The organism is uncultured Roseibium sp. (assembly GCF_963675095.2).
Taxonomy (GTDB): Bacteria; Pseudomonadota; Alphaproteobacteria; order Rhizobiales; family Stappiaceae; genus Roseibium.
On record NZ_CAXXSJ010000006.1, the window covers coordinates 1 to 17235 of the forward strand.

Annotated in this window: 18 protein-coding genes; 8 read left to right on the forward strand and 10 right to left on the reverse strand. The window is 61.8% G+C overall.

Annotated features, from left to right (window positions below; all coding sequences use genetic code 11):
- Positions 1 to 276 (forward strand): hypothetical protein (locus ABIN98_RS03025; protein ID WP_346907289.1); only part of this gene is annotated, 276 nt, incomplete at its 5' end.
- Positions 277 to 395: 119 nt separating this feature from the next.
- On the opposite strand, the gene ABIN98_RS03030 is transcribed toward ABIN98_RS03025, so the two are convergent.
- The 7 genes from ABIN98_RS03030 to ABIN98_RS03060 are packed head-to-tail and all read right to left on the reverse strand — an operon-like array spanning position 396 to position 6517.
- On the reverse strand, positions 396 to 635 hold the full coding sequence (locus tag ABIN98_RS03030) for a hypothetical protein (protein ID WP_346907291.1): 240 nt from the start codon (positions 633 to 635) through the stop codon (positions 396 to 398).
- Positions 574 to 1557: a beta-ketoacyl synthase N-terminal-like domain-containing protein gene (locus ABIN98_RS03035; protein WP_346907293.1), complete on the reverse strand. Its 984-nt coding sequence runs from the start codon at positions 1555 to 1557 to the stop codon at positions 574 to 576. Before ABIN98_RS03035 ends, ABIN98_RS03030 begins: the two co-directional genes overlap by 62 nt.
- Positions 1554 to 2996: an AMP-binding protein gene (locus ABIN98_RS03040; protein WP_346907295.1), complete on the reverse strand. Its 1443-nt coding sequence runs from the start codon at positions 2994 to 2996 to the stop codon at positions 1554 to 1556. The genes ABIN98_RS03035 and ABIN98_RS03040 overlap by 4 nt, the downstream gene beginning before the upstream one ends.
- Positions 2997 to 3002: 6 nt before the next feature.
- Positions 3003 to 3557: a biotin transporter BioY gene (locus ABIN98_RS03045; protein WP_346907297.1), complete on the reverse strand. Its 555-nt coding sequence runs from the start codon at positions 3555 to 3557 to the stop codon at positions 3003 to 3005.
- Between the two features lie 16 nt (positions 3558 to 3573).
- Positions 3574 to 4218 (reverse strand): energy-coupling factor transporter transmembrane component T, encoded by a 645-nt coding sequence (locus ABIN98_RS03050; RefSeq protein ID WP_346907299.1) that lies wholly within the window; start codon positions 4216 to 4218, stop codon positions 3574 to 3576.
- On the reverse strand, positions 4215 to 5057 hold the full coding sequence (locus ABIN98_RS03055; RefSeq protein WP_346907301.1) for an ABC transporter ATP-binding protein: 843 nt from the start codon (positions 5055 to 5057) through the stop codon (positions 4215 to 4217). Before ABIN98_RS03055 ends, ABIN98_RS03050 begins: the two co-directional genes overlap by 4 nt.
- 56 nt (positions 5058 to 5113) lie before the next feature.
- Positions 5114 to 6517 (reverse strand): PLP-dependent aminotransferase family protein, encoded by a 1404-nt coding sequence (locus ABIN98_RS03060; RefSeq protein WP_346907303.1) that lies wholly within the window; start codon positions 6515 to 6517, stop codon positions 5114 to 5116.
- 87 nt (positions 6518 to 6604) lie between these two features.
- Between ABIN98_RS03060 and ABIN98_RS03065 the strand changes: the two genes are divergently transcribed.
- Both ABIN98_RS03065 and ABIN98_RS03070 read left to right on the forward strand, forming a co-directional pair.
- Positions 6605 to 7204 (forward strand): LysE family transporter, encoded by a 600-nt coding sequence (locus tag ABIN98_RS03065; protein WP_346907305.1) that lies wholly within the window; start codon positions 6605 to 6607, stop codon positions 7202 to 7204.
- A 361-nt stretch (positions 7205 to 7565) separates the two neighbouring features.
- Complete coding sequence (locus tag ABIN98_RS03070) at positions 7566 to 8492, forward strand: LysR family transcriptional regulator (RefSeq protein WP_346907307.1); 927 nt, start codon at positions 7566 to 7568, stop codon at positions 8490 to 8492.
- On the opposite strand, the gene ABIN98_RS03075 is transcribed toward ABIN98_RS03070, so the two are convergent.
- Positions 8489 to 9286, reverse strand: a complete 798-nt coding sequence (locus tag ABIN98_RS03075; RefSeq protein WP_346907309.1) for a 3-keto-5-aminohexanoate cleavage protein — start codon at positions 9284 to 9286, stop codon at positions 8489 to 8491. The genes ABIN98_RS03070 and ABIN98_RS03075 overlap by 4 nt on opposite strands.
- 249 nt (positions 9287 to 9535) lie before the next feature.
- Between ABIN98_RS03075 and ABIN98_RS03080 the strand changes: the two genes are divergently transcribed.
- Complete coding sequence (locus tag ABIN98_RS03080) at positions 9536 to 9955, forward strand: D-Ala-D-Ala carboxypeptidase family metallohydrolase (protein ID WP_346907310.1); 420 nt, start codon at positions 9536 to 9538, stop codon at positions 9953 to 9955.
- A 7-nt stretch (positions 9956 to 9962) separates the two neighbouring features.
- On the opposite strand, the gene ABIN98_RS03085 is transcribed toward ABIN98_RS03080, so the two are convergent.
- Positions 9963 to 10322 (reverse strand): ArsC family reductase, encoded by a 360-nt coding sequence (locus ABIN98_RS03085; protein WP_346907312.1) that lies wholly within the window; start codon positions 10320 to 10322, stop codon positions 9963 to 9965.
- Positions 10323 to 10694: 372 nt separating this feature from the next.
- Positions 10695 to 12041, reverse strand: a complete 1347-nt coding sequence (locus ABIN98_RS03090; RefSeq protein WP_346907314.1) for an FAD-binding oxidoreductase — start codon at positions 12039 to 12041, stop codon at positions 10695 to 10697.
- A gap of 120 nt (positions 12042 to 12161) precedes the next feature.
- On the opposite strand from ABIN98_RS03090, the gene ABIN98_RS03095 reads away from it, so the two are divergent.
- The 4 genes from ABIN98_RS03095 to ABIN98_RS03110 all read left to right on the forward strand — a co-directional run bounded on the left by ABIN98_RS03095 (position 12162) and on the right by ABIN98_RS03110 (position 17063).
- A complete protein-coding gene (locus tag ABIN98_RS03095) occupies positions 12162 to 13847 on the forward strand; it encodes an adenylate/guanylate cyclase domain-containing protein (RefSeq protein WP_346907315.1) in 1686 nt (561 codons plus the stop codon).
- A 77-nt stretch (positions 13848 to 13924) separates the two neighbouring features.
- A complete protein-coding gene (locus ABIN98_RS03100) occupies positions 13925 to 15616 on the forward strand; it encodes an adenylate/guanylate cyclase domain-containing protein (protein ID WP_346907317.1) in 1692 nt (563 codons plus the stop codon).
- Between the two features lie 59 nt (positions 15617 to 15675).
- The gene (gene argE, locus ABIN98_RS03105; protein ID WP_346907319.1) at positions 15676 to 16833 is read left to right on the forward strand and encodes an acetylornithine deacetylase; all 1158 of its coding nucleotides are present in this window, start codon (positions 15676 to 15678) and stop codon (positions 16831 to 16833) included.
- Between the two features lie 41 nt (positions 16834 to 16874).
- The gene (locus ABIN98_RS03110; protein WP_394701417.1) at positions 16875 to 17063 is read left to right on the forward strand and encodes a hypothetical protein; all 189 of its coding nucleotides are present in this window, start codon (positions 16875 to 16877) and stop codon (positions 17061 to 17063) included.
- The last annotated feature ends 172 nt before the right edge of the window (positions 17064 to 17235 follow it).

Consider the following 17235-nt stretch of genomic DNA (forward strand, 5'->3'; position numbering starts at 1 on the left):
TTGTCAAAGAGCGCTGGCTCGATGAGCCAGTTGGTTATTCCGTACCACCCGAAGGCGTTTTCCGAAGAACCGTGTCCCGAGGAACGAGGCGCTTATGCCGAACTTTCATTCGGCCGTCAAGCCATCTTTTCGGGTAATTTAGAGCGCAAGGCCCTGTCGCCAGCGACGTTGCCGCCGTCGATGAACGTGGTTATAGGGGTGGCCGTCGGCCCGGTCAACAAGAATTTTGAAAAATTTTTCAGTTCGAAAAATTCGTTGATTTTGGCATGTGGATAACCCTGACCTCGAACGGCAAAAATATAAGGAAATCTGCGGGTTGTCGGCCCATCGCGTGTTTTAAACAGGCTGAAATCGTTAACAATTCTTAATGCCGGACCGAGCCCGCCTGGCAAATTTCAGGCGCGAAAATCAATGCTTTGAAAAGCGACTGCGGTCCCCAGACCTCCGGCAGCAGCGATCGCGGCCAGTCCGGTCTGTCCCGGTTTCCGGTTTTTCAAGTCGTGGAACAGGCGGACGGCCAGGATCGCACCCGAGGCTCCGATCGGATGCCCCCTTGAAAGTGCGCCGCCGTTCTTATTCACCTGCGCCGTATCGAGGCCCCAGGTCAGTAATGGTCGCCATGGCCTGAACGGCATAGGCCTCCATCAGTTCGATCGCATCGAAAGCCTCTGGATATCTTTCTAACTGCTCGACAAGGCGCCGGATCGCGAGCTGCGTCACCAGCGCCGGCTGTGCCGGATCGCCGGCAGCCATGACGCCATCCAGAACCCGTAAGCCGGCTGCCAGCCCAAGACCGCGTGCTTTCTTTTCCGACATAACGGCAACGACGGCGGCAGCGTCCGCTGCGACGGCCGTCATTGCCGTCGACACGCCGGTATCTACATCGCCGGTGATGACCGGTGCGCGCAGAGCGGTCTTCAGCTCCAGCCTGCGGGTAAAGGCATCGCGGGAAAGACCGGAAACGGGGACTATCTCTGGCCCGTACTCACCGCTCTCAAGAAAGGCCAAGGCCTTGCGGTGGCTTTCGACCGCAAAGGCCGCCTGAGCGTCCCGTGATAGCCCGCGCTGACGCGCAAGATCCGCGGCAGCCTCGCTCAAGTCCGGGTCCCGGTCCGGCCAAGGCGAGAACGACGGCCGGTCATAGGCGACCGGCGTTTCATCCGGATGGATTGGACGATGCATCCGGATGGCTGAGCGGCTGAAGCTTTCAGCGCCTCCCGCCAGCACGCAGTCCGCGGCACCCGCTTCCACCAATCGAACCGCCTGCAAGATGGCATCGAGGCCGGAACAGCACTGGGTATCGATCGTCATCGCCGGCACCGTTTCCGGCAATCCGGCGCGCAAGGTGGCAAGCCGGGCCGGATTGCCGCCGCCATAAAGAGCGTTTCCGAGGATCACCTGATCAACGTCAGCGCCGGACAGTCCCGCATCGGCTAAAACCGCCTCGATGACCGGGGCCGCCAACTCGTCCGCTTGCAGATGCCGGAAGGCGCCGCCTCTCGGGGCGACAGCGGTTCTGCGGGCTGCCACGATGATTGCCGACGGCTTGCCGGTCATTCCGCGGCCTCGGCGCTTGATAACAACTGCAGCAAGCCCTGCTCCAGCTTCTGCAGATCGGTCTTGCCGCCAGGGGTCAACGGCCAGTCGGAGACCACATGAAAGCTGCGCGGCGTTCTCGATCGGCCGAGCTCGCTGAGACAAAGCCGGCGCAGTTCGCTTTCATCGATCCTTTCACCGGGTTCCGGAGTGACGGCTGCAACCAACCGGCAGCCGCGCACCGGATCGGGGAGGCCGAAGACGGCGACTGCCAGAATGGAAGGATGGCCGGCCAGGACCTGCTCCACCTCTTCGGGATAGATGTTGAGGCCGGAGGTGACGATCATCCGCTTTTCCCGGCCGGCGAGATAGAGAAAGCCGTTGTCATCGAGGAAGCCGTGATCGCCGACGGTCAGCCAGCCGTCCTTCCAGCATACCTCCTCACCGCCGCCGCAAATATAGCGATCGAACAGCAGGCCGCTTTTCACCCAGATCGGCCCGATTGTACCCGGAGCCACCGGCAAGTTACCGGGCTCTCCGATCCGGATCGACACACCGGACGCAGCTCGACCAACTGAACGGTCCGGCACAGGGTCCTCGGGCGTCGAAACGGTGATGAAGCTCATCTCAGACGCGCCGTAGAATTCAACCAGCCGGGCTCTCGGGAAAACGGCCGCCATGGCCCGCCTGTCCTCGGCGCGCCATTTCGCGCCGCTGGCAAGAACCAGCCCGACTGTTGGCGCCGGACCGGACCGCTTCAGTTCTTCGGCCACATAGTGGATCTGGGTCGGCGTGGCGTAGAAGACGGTCCCGTCCGCCTCCCGCAATTGCTCCGCAAGCGCCTTCGGGGAAAACCGCGGACACAGCACCACGCCGGCACCCGCATGCAGGCCATGGACCGCCCCGTAAAGATGCAGGGAATGAACGAGGCTTCCGGGAATGACGATCCGGTTGTGCGGACCGATGGCAAATTCCGCCCGGCTCAATTCGAAACTCTTCAGCCATGACCGGTGGGTTCGGCAATAGCCCTTCGGGTCGCCGGTCGAGCCGGAGGTGAAGCCGGCGTAGAACAAGGCCGTTTCGTCGGGGGCTCCAGTCGGCAGCGACGAAGGCGGGGTCCAGCTGCGGAATTCCGCAAGAGGCAATGCGTCGAGCACAAGGTCCGGCACCGTCTCCCGCTCGACCCAGGACCGGCGGGCGGGCGGCCAGGCCGGATCGAACACCATGGCGAGTCCACCCCGGCGGATGACGGCGAGAAAAGCGATCAGCAGATCCGCCGGATCGGTCAGGCACAAGGCAACCCGCCCGCCATAGGAAATACGGGAGACAAGGTGGCCGGAAAGAGCCTCGACGTCTTCGAACAGGTCGGCCCAGGTCCAGAAGCGCCGGTCACAGCTCAGGGCGCGCTCCATCGGGCGCGCCCTGGCGTGATCCTTCAGGCTGCTCCCGACGAACGCCATGTCAGGTCAGCCGCGCGACAGCAGAGCCCGAGGCAAGCCGCGGGCCACCGTTTCGGCGACAACGGCGGTGACCGCCACCTTGATCAGGTCGCCGGGGATAAAGACGGCCGCGCCGAAGGCGGCTTTCGCCAAAGGCAGGTCCGCCATGATCGCGATACCCGGAATGCCGAACAGATAGACGACCCCGACCCCGCCGACGAGTGCGGCAAGGGCGGCAGCCGGGAGAACCGACAGCGTCTTCGTCCGCTGCATGATCAGACCGGCGACAAAGGCACCGACGGGAAAGCCGATCAGAAAACCGACCGTCGGCGAGGCGAAAACACCAAGACCGCCACGTCCGCCGGCCAGGAGCGGTGCCCCAAGTGCGATAAGGAACAGGAAAAGAAGCATTGCGAGCGCGCCCCTGACCGGACCGAGCATGACGCCGGCCAGCATCACACCCAACGTCTGCGCCGTGATCGGCACACCGCCCAGGAAGGGAATCGCGAACTTCGGCAGCAGGCCAAGGGCCGCGATCAGGGCGGCATAAAAAGCGATCTGGACCAGCGAACGGTCAGTCATGGTCATGAGTTCCTTTTCAGCATCCGGCGTCACCTCGCCGGGTTCGGGGAATGTGTGATCCCAGTCCCGCCGCCCCGCCACGGGCGGTCAGTGCTTCGGCGACGTTTTCCGACAGTCTGAGCGCCTGCAGCGCAAAGGGGGCGACCAGCCGCCAGCTGCCGCGTTTGCCTGTGCGCGCCCGGTAGGCCTCTGCCAGAGAGGAATATACCGAGAGCAACACCGGCACAAACCGGATCACCAGGGTCACGGCAAGCGCCGGCTTCTTCGGCGACACGCCGAAGATCTTCAGCGGATAGAAGAGCGGCATGACCGCTTCCAACATGTCGTCCATGCGGGTGGTGACGGAAACGAGATTGGCAAGCAGCACCATGGAAACTAGGCGCATCACGGCCACCAGTCCCTCCATCCAGGATCCACCAATCCCGTGAAGCAGAAAGATGATCAGGAGAAGCGAGGCAAGCGGTCTCAAGAGCCGGACCTGCTTCAGCCCCTGCGGCCCAAGCGTGGCGTAGAACGCAAGAACAGCTGCAAACACCCCGCCCAATACAAGAGGATCCTGCACCGGCAGGATCGCCATGCTGAGGGCGGCTAGAAGCAGAAGCTTGAGACGCGCCGGCATCCGATGGAGCCAGCTGGTGCCGGGCAGGTAAACGGAGATCACAGGTCCACCTCATCCGTTGCAGCGCCGGCCCTGCGGTCGAGATCGGCCACATAGGCCGGCAGGACGTCGCCCGGAACGCCGTCCATGCGCACCTGTCCGTCCTCCAGCCAGATCACCCGGTCGAACCCGTCAAAGACGGCAAGGTCGTGGCTGATCAGGACGATCTTCTGATCGAGCGTTCTCAGCTTCTGCTGGATGCGACGGGAGGCCAGTCCGTCGAGGCTCGCCATCGGTTCGTCGAGAACCAGCAGCTCCGGCTGCATGACCAAAACCGCCAGAATGCAAATGAGCTGCTTCTGGCCCTCGGACAGTTCCGCAAAAGGCTTTTTGGCCAGTGCCTCGCAGTAATGCTGTTTCAGGAAATCACTGGCCCCGTCTCTAGCTGCCTGCTTGTCGGCGCCAAGCTGGGTCAGGCCGAAGGCGATTTCCTCTTCCACCGTCGGGAAGATCGCCTGGTGATCCGGGTTCTGGAACACGAAGCCCACATGGCGCGGCAGCTGCGCCCGGACTGCCTTTGTCTCGGCGCCGAAAATGCGGACGCTTCCAAGGCCGGGCAGGTGCAGCCCGTTCAGGAGACGCACCAGGCTGCTCTTGCCCGATCCGTTCAGACCGACGATTCCGATCCGGCGTTCGGAGAGGACAAGGGAAATCCCTTTCAGCACCTCACGGCCGCCCAAGGTCAGGCCGACACCTTCAAAAACGGCGAAATCCGCAAGCGCCGGATCGAAGCGCTGCTCTTCGTCTCGTTTGTTCCTGTGCGGGGTCCAGAACGCCATATCGCCTTTCAAGCCTTGGGTCACGCTTTTGGGCCGGCCGGTGCCGATTGCCCGCTTATTCACGCGGAACGCAGGCTTGTCAAAGGTTCCCCACTCATCATTTGGCTTAGAGCAAGATCTTATCCGACCGGCTGGGACCGTTCGGGGCCTTTCGCGAAACGGGCGATCGTTGCCGCCACGCGGTCGAGCGCTTCGGTGAACCGGCCGTCATCCGCAATGGAACCGAAGGTCACGCGCATGTAGGGCGCCAGCTTCTGGCCCGATGTCTGGAAATAGCGGGACGAGAGGATCGACAGACCCTGATGGGCCAGCGTCGCTTCGACCGCATCCGCATCGACGCCATCGGGCAGGTGTAACCAGCCGAAGACCTTGTCTTCACCGCCCTGCAGCCTGTCGGCACCAAACCGCTCCACCACCTGTTCAAAGCGCTTCCGGTTCGCGCGGCGCTTGGCTGTCAGGGCCTTATCCAGCGAGCCGTCACGGATCCAGCCGCCGATCAGTTCCGCGGTGATCGGCGAGGCCATCCAGGTGCTTTCGCCGATCAGGTTGCGGACCGAGGCGCCGTAGGAGGCCGGTACATGGACAAAGCCGATCCGGCTGCCGGGCGAAATCAGTTTGGAAATACTGGCAATCGATGCGGTCAACTCCGGCGCCAGTTTTCCAAAAGACGGCAGGCTTTCGGTGATGAACGGCGTATAGGGATCGTCCTCGATGATCTTGAGACCGGCCTTGCGGGCAACGGCAACTAGCGCCTCGCGTTCGGCCAGGCTCATGGTGTGGGTGGTCGGGTTCTGCATGTTGGGCATCAGGAAGACGCCCTTGACCCCGTGCTGGCGCACGGCTTCCAGAAGCGCATCCGGGTCCATCGCCAGATAACCGCCATCCGGCCCGCGCACTGCGGGAACGGGCACGAGCCGCAGCCCGAGGTGAGGGGCGGAATTCAGGATCGACGGATAGGTGAAGGCATCCACAGCGACCGCATCGCCCGGACGGAACAGCGCCTGCAGCAGAATCTGGATCCCGTGCTGGGCACCACAGGTCAGCGCGATCCGGTCCGGATCCGCCTCAAGGCCGAACTTTTCAAACAGCAGCGCCCCAGTTTCCCGGTGCGATCTCAGGCCCTCGGAGGGCACGAAGCCGTTGAGCCGGTCGATGCCGGGGGTGCGCGCCAGCCGGATCAGGCCTTCGCTCAGGCTCGGATTGAGATGCGGATAGGCGAAGTTCCGGGCAAGATCCAGGTCTTCGTCGCCATCCTCATGGGGAATCAGCGGCGAAACTGCCTGGGTTTCGGGAGCGACATAGGTGCCCCGTCCGGTTTCACCACGCAACAGGCGGCGGCGTTCGGCTTCCCGATAGGCACGCGTCACCGTGCCGAGGGTAATGCCGAGCTGGTAGGCAAGCTCGCGCTGGGGCGGCAGCCGGTCGCCCCTCGCCAGGGCGCCGGTGCCGATATCGGTTTCGATGGCATTGGCGATGGCGAGATAAATCGGGCCGTCGGCGTTTGTGATGTCAGGCACCCACATTGTCATAAGGACAATAAATACATTGACCGGAACAATTGCTCAAGTATCTCTATCCAAAATCCATATTGTATCGATTGTTATAATCTCATGCCGGACGCATCGACCCTGACCGCCTTCGCCCTTTTCGTCGCCGTCATGACCGGAACGCCCGGTCCCGGCAACCTGACCTTCATGGCCATCGGCGCGACGTCCGGTTACCGCACGGCCTTTCCGGTCATCATGGCCTCGCAGCTCGGCTCGATCGTGCTCAACATGTGCGTCGGCTATGGACTGGGTCAAGCCATGGCGGGCGGTGGGCCGCTGGTCATTGTCTTCAAGGCGCTCAGCATGGCCTACATGACCTACCTCGCCTGGCGCATCGTCGCCCTCAGCATCAAGCCGAAGGAAGAAGTCACGCTGCCAAGCTTCTGGGAAGGCCTGCTGATCCATCCGCTCAGCCCGAAAACCTGGGCCATGAGCCTGGCCGCCTATACGACCTTCTTTGCGGGCAACGGCCTCGGCCTGACGGAAAACGCGCTCGTCCTGACCGGCGGCTTTATTCTTGGCGGCACGATTGCCCATTCGATCTGGGCCCTCCTCGGCGTGTCGATCCTGGCCATTCTCGGCGAAGGCCCGATCCTGCGCACCACCACAATCGTGATGGCTGCCGGCATGCTCGCCGCCACGGTCTGGGCATTGCTGCTGTAACGAAGCACGGCCAATCAATCCCGCCCGCTTTGCTTCCTTGCCAGAATGGCGAGTTCCCCTCGCCATTTATCCTCCAGCGACGAGCCTGAGAATCGGGGTCGATTCAATCCGGAGTCCTTAAGTAGACGCTCCGGTTCCGGACCGCTATCTTCAGGCAATCCTGTGCGCCGAAACAGGCAGTTGCAGGCCTTTGCGATAAATCGGGCACAAGCGAGGGCCTTCCCGGCGGCGCGGTGCGACCGAGTTCGATAAACGGACATTTCGTCAATACTCCAGCGATTTACAGGCGCAAATCTGTTCACCGAGACACTGGAAGACCAACGAAAAATCGCGCATGATACATAAGGAGATTTTATGCATCATGACTGAACCACTTCCACCTGTCGCTGCGATCCGTGTCTTCGAGGCCGTCTGCCGCCACATGAGTTTCACCCGCGCTGGCGAGGAGCTCGGCATGACCCAGGCCGCCGTCAGCTATCAGATCAAGGTGCTCGAGGAGCGTTTGGGCGCAGAGCTGTTTCGGCGCCTGCCGCGACGGATCGAACTCACGGAGACCGGCGCGCAACTCGCACCCCGGGTCACGGAGGCGTTTTCAATACTCCGGGATGCATTTGACAGCGTGCGCCAGACGGGTCAGGGCACCCTGACGATCCTGTGCAACTCGACCTTCGCGATCTTCTGGCTGTCGGAACGCATCGGCGGCTTTCAGCTTGAAAATCCCGGTCTTGCGGTCAGGCTCATACCCTATGCCCGGCCGATCGAGCGCCCCGATTCGGAACCGCCCTCTGTCGAGGCGCCTTCCGCCGATGTCCTGATCACCGCCGGCATACGGCCGAAAGGATCCCTGCGCTTTCACGAGCTCGTGCCGTGCCGGTTCACGCCGATGCTGTCGCCCGGACTTGCGGAAAGTGTCGGCGGCGTTCGCTCACCGGAAGACCTTCTCAAACTGCCGATCATCGACCCGCATGACCCCTGGTGGACCGACTGGTTCGAGGCCGCCGGGATCTCAAACGCCAACCTGACGGATAATCCCGCCACACGCATGGGATCCCAGGCACTGGAAGCGCAGCGGGCGATCGCCGGACAGGGAGCTGCGATCCTGACGCCGTTTTTCTACCGGGAGGCCCTTGCCAAAGGCCAGTTGATCCGCCCGTTCGAGCTGGAATGCGAAACCGATGAAGGCTGGTTCCTGAGCTATCCTGAAAGCCGCCGCAACGCCGGAAAAATCCGCGCCTTCCGGGACTGGCTGCTGGAAAATGTTTCCAAGGATCTGAAACAGGCCGTCTAAGCGGCGCCTTTCACGGCCATAACCAGATCGCGAACCCGGTCCGCGTTGTCGGCGGCAAGAGCGCCATCCCGGTTCCACAGACCGTTTTCGAAACCGATCCGCGCTTTGCCGCCTTTTTCCATCGCGTAGACAAGACAGTCCGTTTCCCGGTGACCGAAGGCGCAAATGGCCCAGTCGAGTTTCAGGTCGGCCGGGCACCGGGCGAGTTCTGTGAGGAAAGGATCGAGATCTTCCGGATCGCTCTCCTGGTTCTCCGCATAGCGCCCCAGAACGAACAGAACCTGCGCCGACCCACCGGGAAGCACACCGTCCGCAGCGAAGCGCAGGAACCGTTCGACATCTTCCGGACTGTAGAGAATGTGCTGCACGGCAATCCGGGCTTCGGCGGCCCAATGGTAAAAACTGCGCGCCTCGGCGGTCTCCTCGTCGGGGCACATCTCCCGAAGGGCGATGGATACGGCATCCGGCATGACATCGCGAACAAGAGCGCGTTGTTCCTCGGGGCTGTATATGCCGACCGCCTCGGTCGTGATCTGGACATACATGTCCGGAACGGCAGCCGCCATTTCCTTTAGAAGCTCGCGGTAGAGACCGGCATCGAGGACATGTTTGCCTTGGCCGTCGCGTACATGGGCATGCAGTCCCCCGGCCCCCGCCTCGAAGCTGGCCTTTGCCGCCTGCACCGTCTCTTCGACGGTGATCGGCAGGGCCGGGTGATCGCTCTTCATTTTGCGGGCGCCGTTTGGCGCCACCATGATTTGCGGCAGAGGCGGGAGGGGGTCGAAAGCTGTCATGAAACCGGACACCGTTTTGAAAGATTGTCGCAAGTTTGTGCATGATCAGGATGCATATCGTCAACAAGGCAACCCGTCCCGTCTGAGGCGGAAGCGGCCCGAAAGGCTCGGGTCCAAAGCCCCAAATCGTTAACGCCAGGACCCTTGAAAGGCCTCGGATTGCCTAACGCTTAACCATGTTTTTCATGACAATTTTAACGTCTTGCGCCGATCCTGAGATCGATTTTCCTCAACCCTAGACAAGGCATCATGGCGCGTCTCCGTCCGATTACACTGGCTGTTCTGATCGCAATCGCACCGGCGCTCGCGGGTTGCGGTTCCGTCGCCGGCGTGACCGGCCTCGGCTGGATGACCGCCTCGCACAACAATATCCGCTACAACGATACGGAATGGTGCGTGCCGCGAAAGCTGAAGAAGGTTCTGAACCGGGTTTCGAAACGCTACGGCCGGGTCACGGTCTCCTCGACCAAACGCTGGTGGCTGGAAAACTGGTGGAAGGGCGGCGCCGGCGATTCCTATCACCTGAACTGCCGGGCCGTTGACTTCTCCGTCTCCGGCAATCCGTCATCGGTGATCGCCTTCCTGAAGGCGCAAAAGGAAGTCGGCGGCTACAAATATTATCGATCCGGCCATTATCATATCGACGTCGGCCCGAGACGGACCTGGTAACCGTCGCCTATTTCAATTCGCCGAGTTCCAGCGCCATTTCCCAGGCAACGGGATCGAAGCCGATAAAATTCTTCGCCTCGCCCTCGACGATCGGCCGCTTGATCATCGACGGATTGTCGATCATCAGCGCGATGGCGCTGGCGGCATCGGTGACGCTTTCCTTCACATCGTCGTCCAGCTTGCGCCAGGTGGTGCCTTTCCGGTTGAGGACCGTGTCCCAGCCGAATTCGCCGACGAAGGCGGCAAGCTTGTCGGCATCCACCCCTTCCTTCTTGTAGTCATGGAAGGTGTAGTCCACTCCGGCTTCCTCGAGAAACTTGCGCGCCTTCTTGACCGTGTCGCAATTCTTGATGCCGTAGACCTTCATGGGGCCGCCTCTGGTTCGATTGATCGTGGCCCAAATGTGCCGGTCTGGCCTCCGCTTTCAAGGGCTAGGGTACGGATTCACAAAATTCTGTATTCAGGTCGATCAGGAAATGGCTGTATCCAAGGCGCATAAATCGCGAGAAACCCGCGAGGTTTTCAAGATTTTGCAACGCAGGAGGCAGCCATTTCCTGATCGATCCAAAGGACACCAATCCGGCTGCGGCAAGCCGCGTCAAAGCCTTTGCACCATGCACGCGCATGGTTCTTCAGGCTTTTCCTCGCTATCCTTTGCCGGATTGGCGCCTGAAAATAGAATTTTATGGGTCCGTACCCTAAGGCAAAAAGGTTCGGGAAAACTGCATGGCGGAAGCGGTCAGACAGCCAGCTTTCCCGGGTTCATCAATCCATGCGGGTCGGCCAGGCGCTTGAATTCCGGCTGCGGCGCATCGATCCGTTTCCAACCTGCATTGTTGAGCACGTAGCTGTGCGGATCGGACACGAGGGCACCGGTCGCATTGATGGTCGTGATGATCTCGGCCAGCCGTTCATCGGTGGTGTAGCTGACCAGGGGCAGCGCCGAAAACGCCACCTTGCCGAAGCGGCGCTGAAATTCCAGGTGCATCAACACTTCCTCGCCGAAGGTTTCCGCCAGGCGGGTGAGAACCTCCAGGCTGTTCTGCTCCGGGAATTTGACCTGCAGATAGGTGATCGCCGGATCCCGTTTCAGGGCATGCAGCGTCGTGTGGTTCCAGGTGTATTCGTAGAGCGGGCCGTAGCTGCCGGTGCCTTCGAAGGCGGCGGCCTGTGCCTCAGCCGCACCCCGTTCGAAAACGACCGTTCCACCGAAGTCCCGGGCCATCGCCGCCATGGCTTCGGCCTGGGGTTCGCTGACCATAACGATAGCCGCCGCCCGGCCTTCCGGAACCAGCTTGCCGACCCGGCCGAGTTTCGGCGGGATCGCCGGATCGAACACCGATACGAGCTTCTTGGCGATGCCGTCGGATTCGGTGAAGGTCTGGCCGAAAGCCGCCGCGGACTTCAGATCCGGAAAGGCAACGATCCGTTCGGCCCAGGGATGGGCAGGTGCGAGCGGAACGGTTACGGACAGGATAATGCCGTTGATCCCGTAGGCGTGGAGCACCTTGAGGACATCCCGGCCTTCCAGCCGGATAACCTTCGGTTCCTCTTCCACGGTGACCACCTCGACGGCAATCACCGCGCCCGGATCGCCAAGCTGCCCCCAGGTGCAGGACCCGGCACCGGCCGCGCCGCCGGCAACGAAGCCGCCGATGGTCGCCTGTTTCCGCGTCGAGGGATAAAACCGCAATTCCCAGCCTTCGGGCGCAAGCGCCTTGTCGATGTCGAGCATGGTCGCGCCGGCTTCGAAGGTGCCCACGCCCGGCTGCACGTCGAGAACCCGGTTCAGCCCGCCCATGTCGAGGACAATGCCGCCTTCCAGCGGAACGGCCTGGCCGTAATTGCCGGTACCGCCGCCGCGCACAGTGACGGTCGTGCGCGTTTTGGCGGCAATCGCCGCGAATTGCAGCACTTCTTCCCGGGTCTTCGGCCGGACAACCAGATCCGCCCGGCATGTGTCGAGCTGCCTTTTGAGTACCGGAGAAAACCAGAAAAAGTCGCGGCTCTTCAGCCGGAGCGTCGCCGCGTCATCCGCCAGTTCGAGACCTTTAAGTTCATCCATCAACGCAGCCGACACCGACATTCCTGTTTCTCCTAAGCGAAAAGCGTGCAAGAGCTTTTCAGACCGTCAAAATCTTACCAAGATGATCATAAAGCAAACCGCGCGCCAAAAAAGTCAGCGGATCAACCAGGGACCCGATACATGCCGCAGTCGAAGGCGAAACACCCTCCCGGGGCCGGAACCCTTGAACAGCAGATCCGCCTCATCGCAGGACTGGTTGTGTTTGTTTTCGTCTTTTTTCATTTCCTCAACCATGCGCTCGGGAATATCTCGCTGGCCGCGATGGACTGGGGCGATAATCTGCGTGCCCGGATCTGGATGACACCCGCCGGCATGTGGACGCTCTATGGCGCGCTTGTGACCCACGCGGGCCTGGCGTTGTGGAAAACCGCCCGCAGGCGTACCTGGCGCATGCCGATCTGGGAAGCCGTCCAACTCGTGCTCGGGCTCCTCATTCCCTATGTGCTGATCAAGCATATCGTCGTGACCCGTGGCGCGATGGCCAAATTCGATTCCTATATCGACTACCGGCATGAACTGTCCGCCCTGTGGCCGGCGGATGCGCTGTGGCAAAGCGGGCTTCTGCTGCTCGTCTGGGTCCATGGCTGCATCGGCCTGCACTATTGGCTGCGGATGAAAACCTGGTATGCGCGTTTGCGGACACCGCTCTTCAGCCTGGCGGTCCTTGTTCCGACCCTCGCCCTGACCGGCTGGATCACGGCGGCCCGACGCCTGGTTCTGGAAAACGGCCAGAAGATAAACGTGACCCCCGCGCAGAAAGCGGAACTCCTGGACATTATCCAGGATGTCCGGATCGGCTTCTATGCGCTGGTGGCCGCCATCATCCTCCTGTTCCTGATCCGCAAGGCGATCGCGTTCTTCCGCCGCCGGATCACGATCCGTTACATGAACGGCCGCGAGATCAAGGCGGCTCCCGGCCCGACCCTGCTTGAAATCAGCCGGATGAAGGGCATCCCGCACATGTCGATCTGCGGCGGGCGGGCCCGCTGCTCCACCTGCCGGACCCTGATCCTGTCCGGGTCCGCCGACCTGAGCGAACCCGGACGAACGGAAGCGCATGTGCTCAAGCGGATCGGTGCCAGCGCCAATGTCCGCCTCGCCTGCCAGCTCCGGCCGCGGAGCGATATGGTCGTCCGTCCGCTCTTTTCTCCCGGCCGGGCGATCGGCCGCAGCGGCCTGCACGACCGATATCGCTGGGGCGTGGAGCAAAAAGTGGCTGTGATGTTCATCGACCTGCGCGGTTTCACCTCGCTCAGCGAAGGCAAACTGCCCTTCGATGTGGTCTTCATCCTGAACCGCTATGTCGACGGCGTCGTCCGCATCATCGGCAAGAACGGTGGCATGGTGGACAAGGTCATGGGCGACGGGATCATGGCCCTGTTCGCCGTCGACGCGCCGTTTGAGAAAGGCGTCCGGTCGGCCGTTACCACCATTTCCGATCTCACGGAAGAACTTCAGCGCGTGAATGCGGACCTTGCGGACCATATCCACGCGCCCCTGCGGGTCGCGGTGGGCCTGCACGGTGGGACAGCGATTCTCGGGCGCATCGGCCTTGATGGCCAAAGCGGAGTCGCCTCGGGCCTGACCGCACTCGGGGACGTGGTCAACGTCGCAAGCCGCCTGGAGGGTGTCTCCAAGGAGGAAAATGCGCTAGCGGCCATTTCCCACGAAATTCTGGAGGCCGCGGGCCTTGAAATCGACGCAAACGTGACGAGACGTTCGGTGGTTGTCAGAGGCAGGCAGGCTCCCCTCGATGTCATCTGTATAACCGAAACCGACATCCTTCGTGAAACCTTGCGCGCCTGAGGCCGCAACAGGATGCGCCAGGGCCCTCGCGTTCTCCAGCCGTCAGGATATCCTGACAAGAGACGAAATCACGCTGCATGACTCCAGGAAAAACCCAATCATCATCATCCAGCCAGTCGGGCCGAGGAAACTGGCGCCAGCAGGCCCGGCTCTTCAGCGGCCTGGTCCTGTTCGCATTCTGCGTGTCTCATTTCCTGAATCACACCCTTGGCATCTGGTCCGTGGCGGCGATGCGGAAGGGAGAAGAGCTCCACCATTTGATCTGGGGCGAACTGCCCGGTCAGATCGTTCTGGTGACCGCCGCCGTCACCCATGTCGTCCTGGCTCTGTGGCGAACGACCCGACGCCGGACGCTCCGGCTGCCGGGTTGGGAAACCCTGCAGCTTGTCCTCGGGCTCTACATTCCCTGGACACTCATTCCACACACCCTTGCGACGGTCGGGCTGGATAACGTTTTCGACCTTTCGACCGATTATTCAAACACGCTGGCCCTGCTGTGGCCCGACAACGCGTTCGCACAGTCCGTGCTGCTTGTGGTGGTCTGGACCCATGCGATGATCGGCCTGCATTTCTGGCTGAGGCTGAAAGCCTGGTATCGCCCGTACCTGCCCCTCCTGTCCGCCGGCGCGGTCGCGTTTCCGCTCCTATCCCTTTGGGGCTGGATCAGCGGCGCACGGCAGCTTGCAGCGTCCGGCACCCGCACACTCAAGGTGACGGCCGAGCACGTCGACTGGGTCTATACACTCGCGGATCAGGCCCGGGCAGTGGTCTTCGGGCTGATCTTTCTCAGCCTCGCCGTCGTGCTCATTCGCATGACCGTTCGGCAATTCGCCAAGACGATTTCCGTCGAATACCCTGGCAACCTCCTGGTCCGCACGGCGCCCGGCCCTTCCCTTCTGGAAATCAGCCGCGAAAACGGCATCGCCCATGCCGCCGTGTGCGGCGGCCGTGCCCGGTGCTCGACCTGCAGGGTCAAGATCCTGTCGGGTGGCGAGGACCTCGATCCGCCTAGTCAGGCCGAAGCGGCGGTTCTCAGGCAGATCGGGGCCGATCCAAGTATCCGTCTCGCCTGTCAGGTCCGACCGACGTCCGACCTGCGCGTCCACCCGCTCATCCCTGTCCGAGCCGCCGAGCGGGGATCGCAGGCGCACCAGGATGCCTACTACTGGGGGGTGGAACAGCCCGTGGTGATCATGTTCGTCGACATTCGAGACTTCACCGGACTGACAGAAAAAACCCTGTCCTTCGACGTGGTTTATCTGCTGAACCGCTACCTTGACCTGGTTTCCGAGGAGATCCGCAAACAGGACGGCTATGTCGACAAGTTCATCGGCGACGGCATCATGGCGATTTTCGGCATGGAAACCGACCTTCGCGAGGGCGCCCGCCAGGCACTGCGCGCCAGCCGGGAAATCGTCAAGGCGATCGACGCCCTGAACAGCGAGCGCGGCAACAACCTGCGTGCGCCGTTGCGGATCGGGATCGGCCTGCATGCCGGGCCCGTCATCCTCGGCCGCATCGGCGCCGCCGGAGGAAGCGGCGAGCGCAGTTCGATCACCGCGCTTGGGGATGTGGTCAACACCGCAAGCCGCCTGGAGGCGGAAAACAAGACCCACGGCTCCGTCTTGACCCTGTCGGATGCCGTCCTAAAGGCGGCCGAAGTCCGTCTTCCGGACTGCGAAACCCGGGAAATCGTGCTGCGCGGCAAAACCGTTCCCTTGCAAATCTATTCGCTGACGGATTTGGATAAGGAACCGGTTCCGGTCTAACTCACCAGGTCCTTACCCTATCGGTCAGCCGTTTTGACCCAACCCGCCCGGAGTGGATATTGGCCCGCACATACACACCGCAGGAGATGCTCGCCGCCCTTGTCGGGTTCGATACCGTTTCCGACAAAAGCAATCTTGCCCTGATCGATTTCGTCGCCGCTTATCTGGAAGACCATGGCATTGCCACGACACGCGTCTTCGATGAGACCGGCGAGAAGGCCTCCCTGTTTGCCATGATCGGCCCGACGCTGCCCGGTGGCGTGGTTCTGTCCGCCCATACGGACGTGGTGCCGGTCGCCAATCAGGAGTGGACCTCGGACCCCTTCGTCCTGCGCGCCGAAAACAACCGCCTCTACGGCCGCGGAACCGCCGACATGAAAGGTTTCGCCGCCACCGTTCTGGCCCATGTGCCGAAAATGCTGGCGGCCGGCCTCACCCGTCCGATCCATATCGCCCTGTCCTACGACGAGGAAATCGGCTGTTTCGGCGCGCCGCCGATGATCGAACGCATGCTTGCCGACGGCCCGAAGCCTGCAGCCGTGATCGTCGGCGAACCGACCAATATGAAGGCCGTGACCGGACACAAGGGCATTGTCGTCCTGAAAACGAAGATCTTCGGCCATGCGGTCCATTCCAGCCAGCTGGACCGCGGCGTCTCGGCCATTTCGGTTGCCGCCCGCCTGATCGGCTGGCTGGACGGGCAAACCGCGGAGAACAAGGCACGGGCCGATGCGGACTGCCTATTCGATCCGCCCTACACCACCCTGCACTGCGGCACCATCCGGGGCGGGGACGCCCATAACATCACCGCTGCGGAATGCGAATTCGTGACCGATATCCGGACCCTGCCGGAGGAGCGCGGCGAGGACTGGCAGGCCCGGTACGAGGCTTTCATAAAAGAAGACGTCCTGCCCGGCATGCGGGCGATCTCCCCGTCCTGCCGCGTCGACATCACCCGGCTTGCGAATGTTCCAGGCCTGCGCCAGGAAGCGGACGGCGAAGCGGAAATCCTTGCCCGCCAGCTGACCGGCGACAACGGCCGCCATGTGGTGGTCTATGCCACCGAAGGCGGCCAGTTCCAGGATGCCGGGCTTTCCACAGTGGTATGCGGGCCCGGGTCAATCGACCAGGCCCATCAAGCCGATGAATATATCGACGCGGCCGAGCTGGAAAAATGTGTCACCTTCCTCGACGGTCTGTGTCGAAAATTATCCTAGGGTACGGACCCATAAAATTCAGTTTTCAGGTCGTTCAGGAAATGGCTGTATTCAAGACGCAAAATCGCAGGAAACCCGGAAGGTTTTCAAGATTTTGCAACGCAGGAGGCAGCCGTTTCCTGATCGATCCGAAGGACGTCAATCCGGCTGCGGAAAGCCGCGTCAAAGCCTTTGCACCATGCACGCGCATGGTTCTGCAGGCTTTTCCTAGCTTTTCTTTGCCGGATTGACGCCTGAAAGCAGAATTTTATGAGCCCGTACCCTAAATGCCGACTGAAGGAGGGTTGGAACGTTCAGCCTCCGGTGCAATAGTGAATGGTGGTGGTTTTACGGAGGCAAACGCCTGCCCGCAAACAAACTTTAAGAACAAAGGCAAACTCCGGAAACCGAAGACGCGAGGGG

What these genes read in the sequence shown, in the direction of transcription:
- ABIN98_RS03075 (WP_346907309.1), bottom strand. Translation starts at nt 9,286, where the DNA reads ATGACAGCTTTCGACCCCCTCCCGCCTCTGCCGCAAATCATGGTGGCG.
- ABIN98_RS03040 (WP_346907295.1), bottom strand. Translation starts at nt 2,996, where the DNA reads ATGGCGTTCGTCGGGAGCAGCCTGAAGGATCACGCCAGGGCGCGCCCG.
- ABIN98_RS03090 (WP_346907314.1), bottom strand. Translation starts at nt 12,041, where the DNA reads ATGTCGGTGTCGGCTGCGTTGATGGATGAACTTAAAGGTCTCGAACTG.
- ABIN98_RS03080 (WP_346907310.1), top strand. Translation starts at nt 9,536, where the DNA reads ATGGCGCGTCTCCGTCCGATTACACTGGCTGTTCTGATCGCAATCGCA.
- ABIN98_RS03110 (WP_394701417.1), top strand. Translation starts at nt 16,875, where the DNA reads ATGGCTGTATTCAAGACGCAAAATCGCAGGAAACCCGGAAGGTTTTCA.
- ABIN98_RS03070 (WP_346907307.1), top strand. Translation starts at nt 7,566, where the DNA reads ATGACTGAACCACTTCCACCTGTCGCTGCGATCCGTGTCTTCGAGGCC.
- ABIN98_RS03095 (WP_346907315.1), top strand. Translation starts at nt 12,162, where the DNA reads ATGCCGCAGTCGAAGGCGAAACACCCTCCCGGGGCCGGAACCCTTGAA.
- ABIN98_RS03035 (WP_346907293.1), bottom strand. Translation starts at nt 1,557, where the DNA reads ATGACCGGCAAGCCGTCGGCAATCATCGTGGCAGCCCGCAGAACCGCT.
- ABIN98_RS03100 (WP_346907317.1), top strand. Translation starts at nt 13,925, where the DNA reads ATGACTCCAGGAAAAACCCAATCATCATCATCCAGCCAGTCGGGCCGA.
- ABIN98_RS03045 (WP_346907297.1), bottom strand. Translation starts at nt 3,557, where the DNA reads ATGACTGACCGTTCGCTGGTCCAGATCGCTTTTTATGCCGCCCTGATC.
- ABIN98_RS03030 (WP_346907291.1), bottom strand. Translation starts at nt 635, where the DNA reads ATGCCGTTCAGGCCATGGCGACCATTACTGACCTGGGGCCTCGATACG.
- ABIN98_RS03060 (WP_346907303.1), bottom strand. Translation starts at nt 6,517, where the DNA reads ATGTGGGTGCCTGACATCACAAACGCCGACGGCCCGATTTATCTCGCC.
- ABIN98_RS03065 (WP_346907305.1), top strand. Translation starts at nt 6,605, where the DNA reads ATGCCGGACGCATCGACCCTGACCGCCTTCGCCCTTTTCGTCGCCGTC.
- ABIN98_RS03085 (WP_346907312.1), bottom strand. Translation starts at nt 10,322, where the DNA reads ATGAAGGTCTACGGCATCAAGAATTGCGACACGGTCAAGAAGGCGCGC.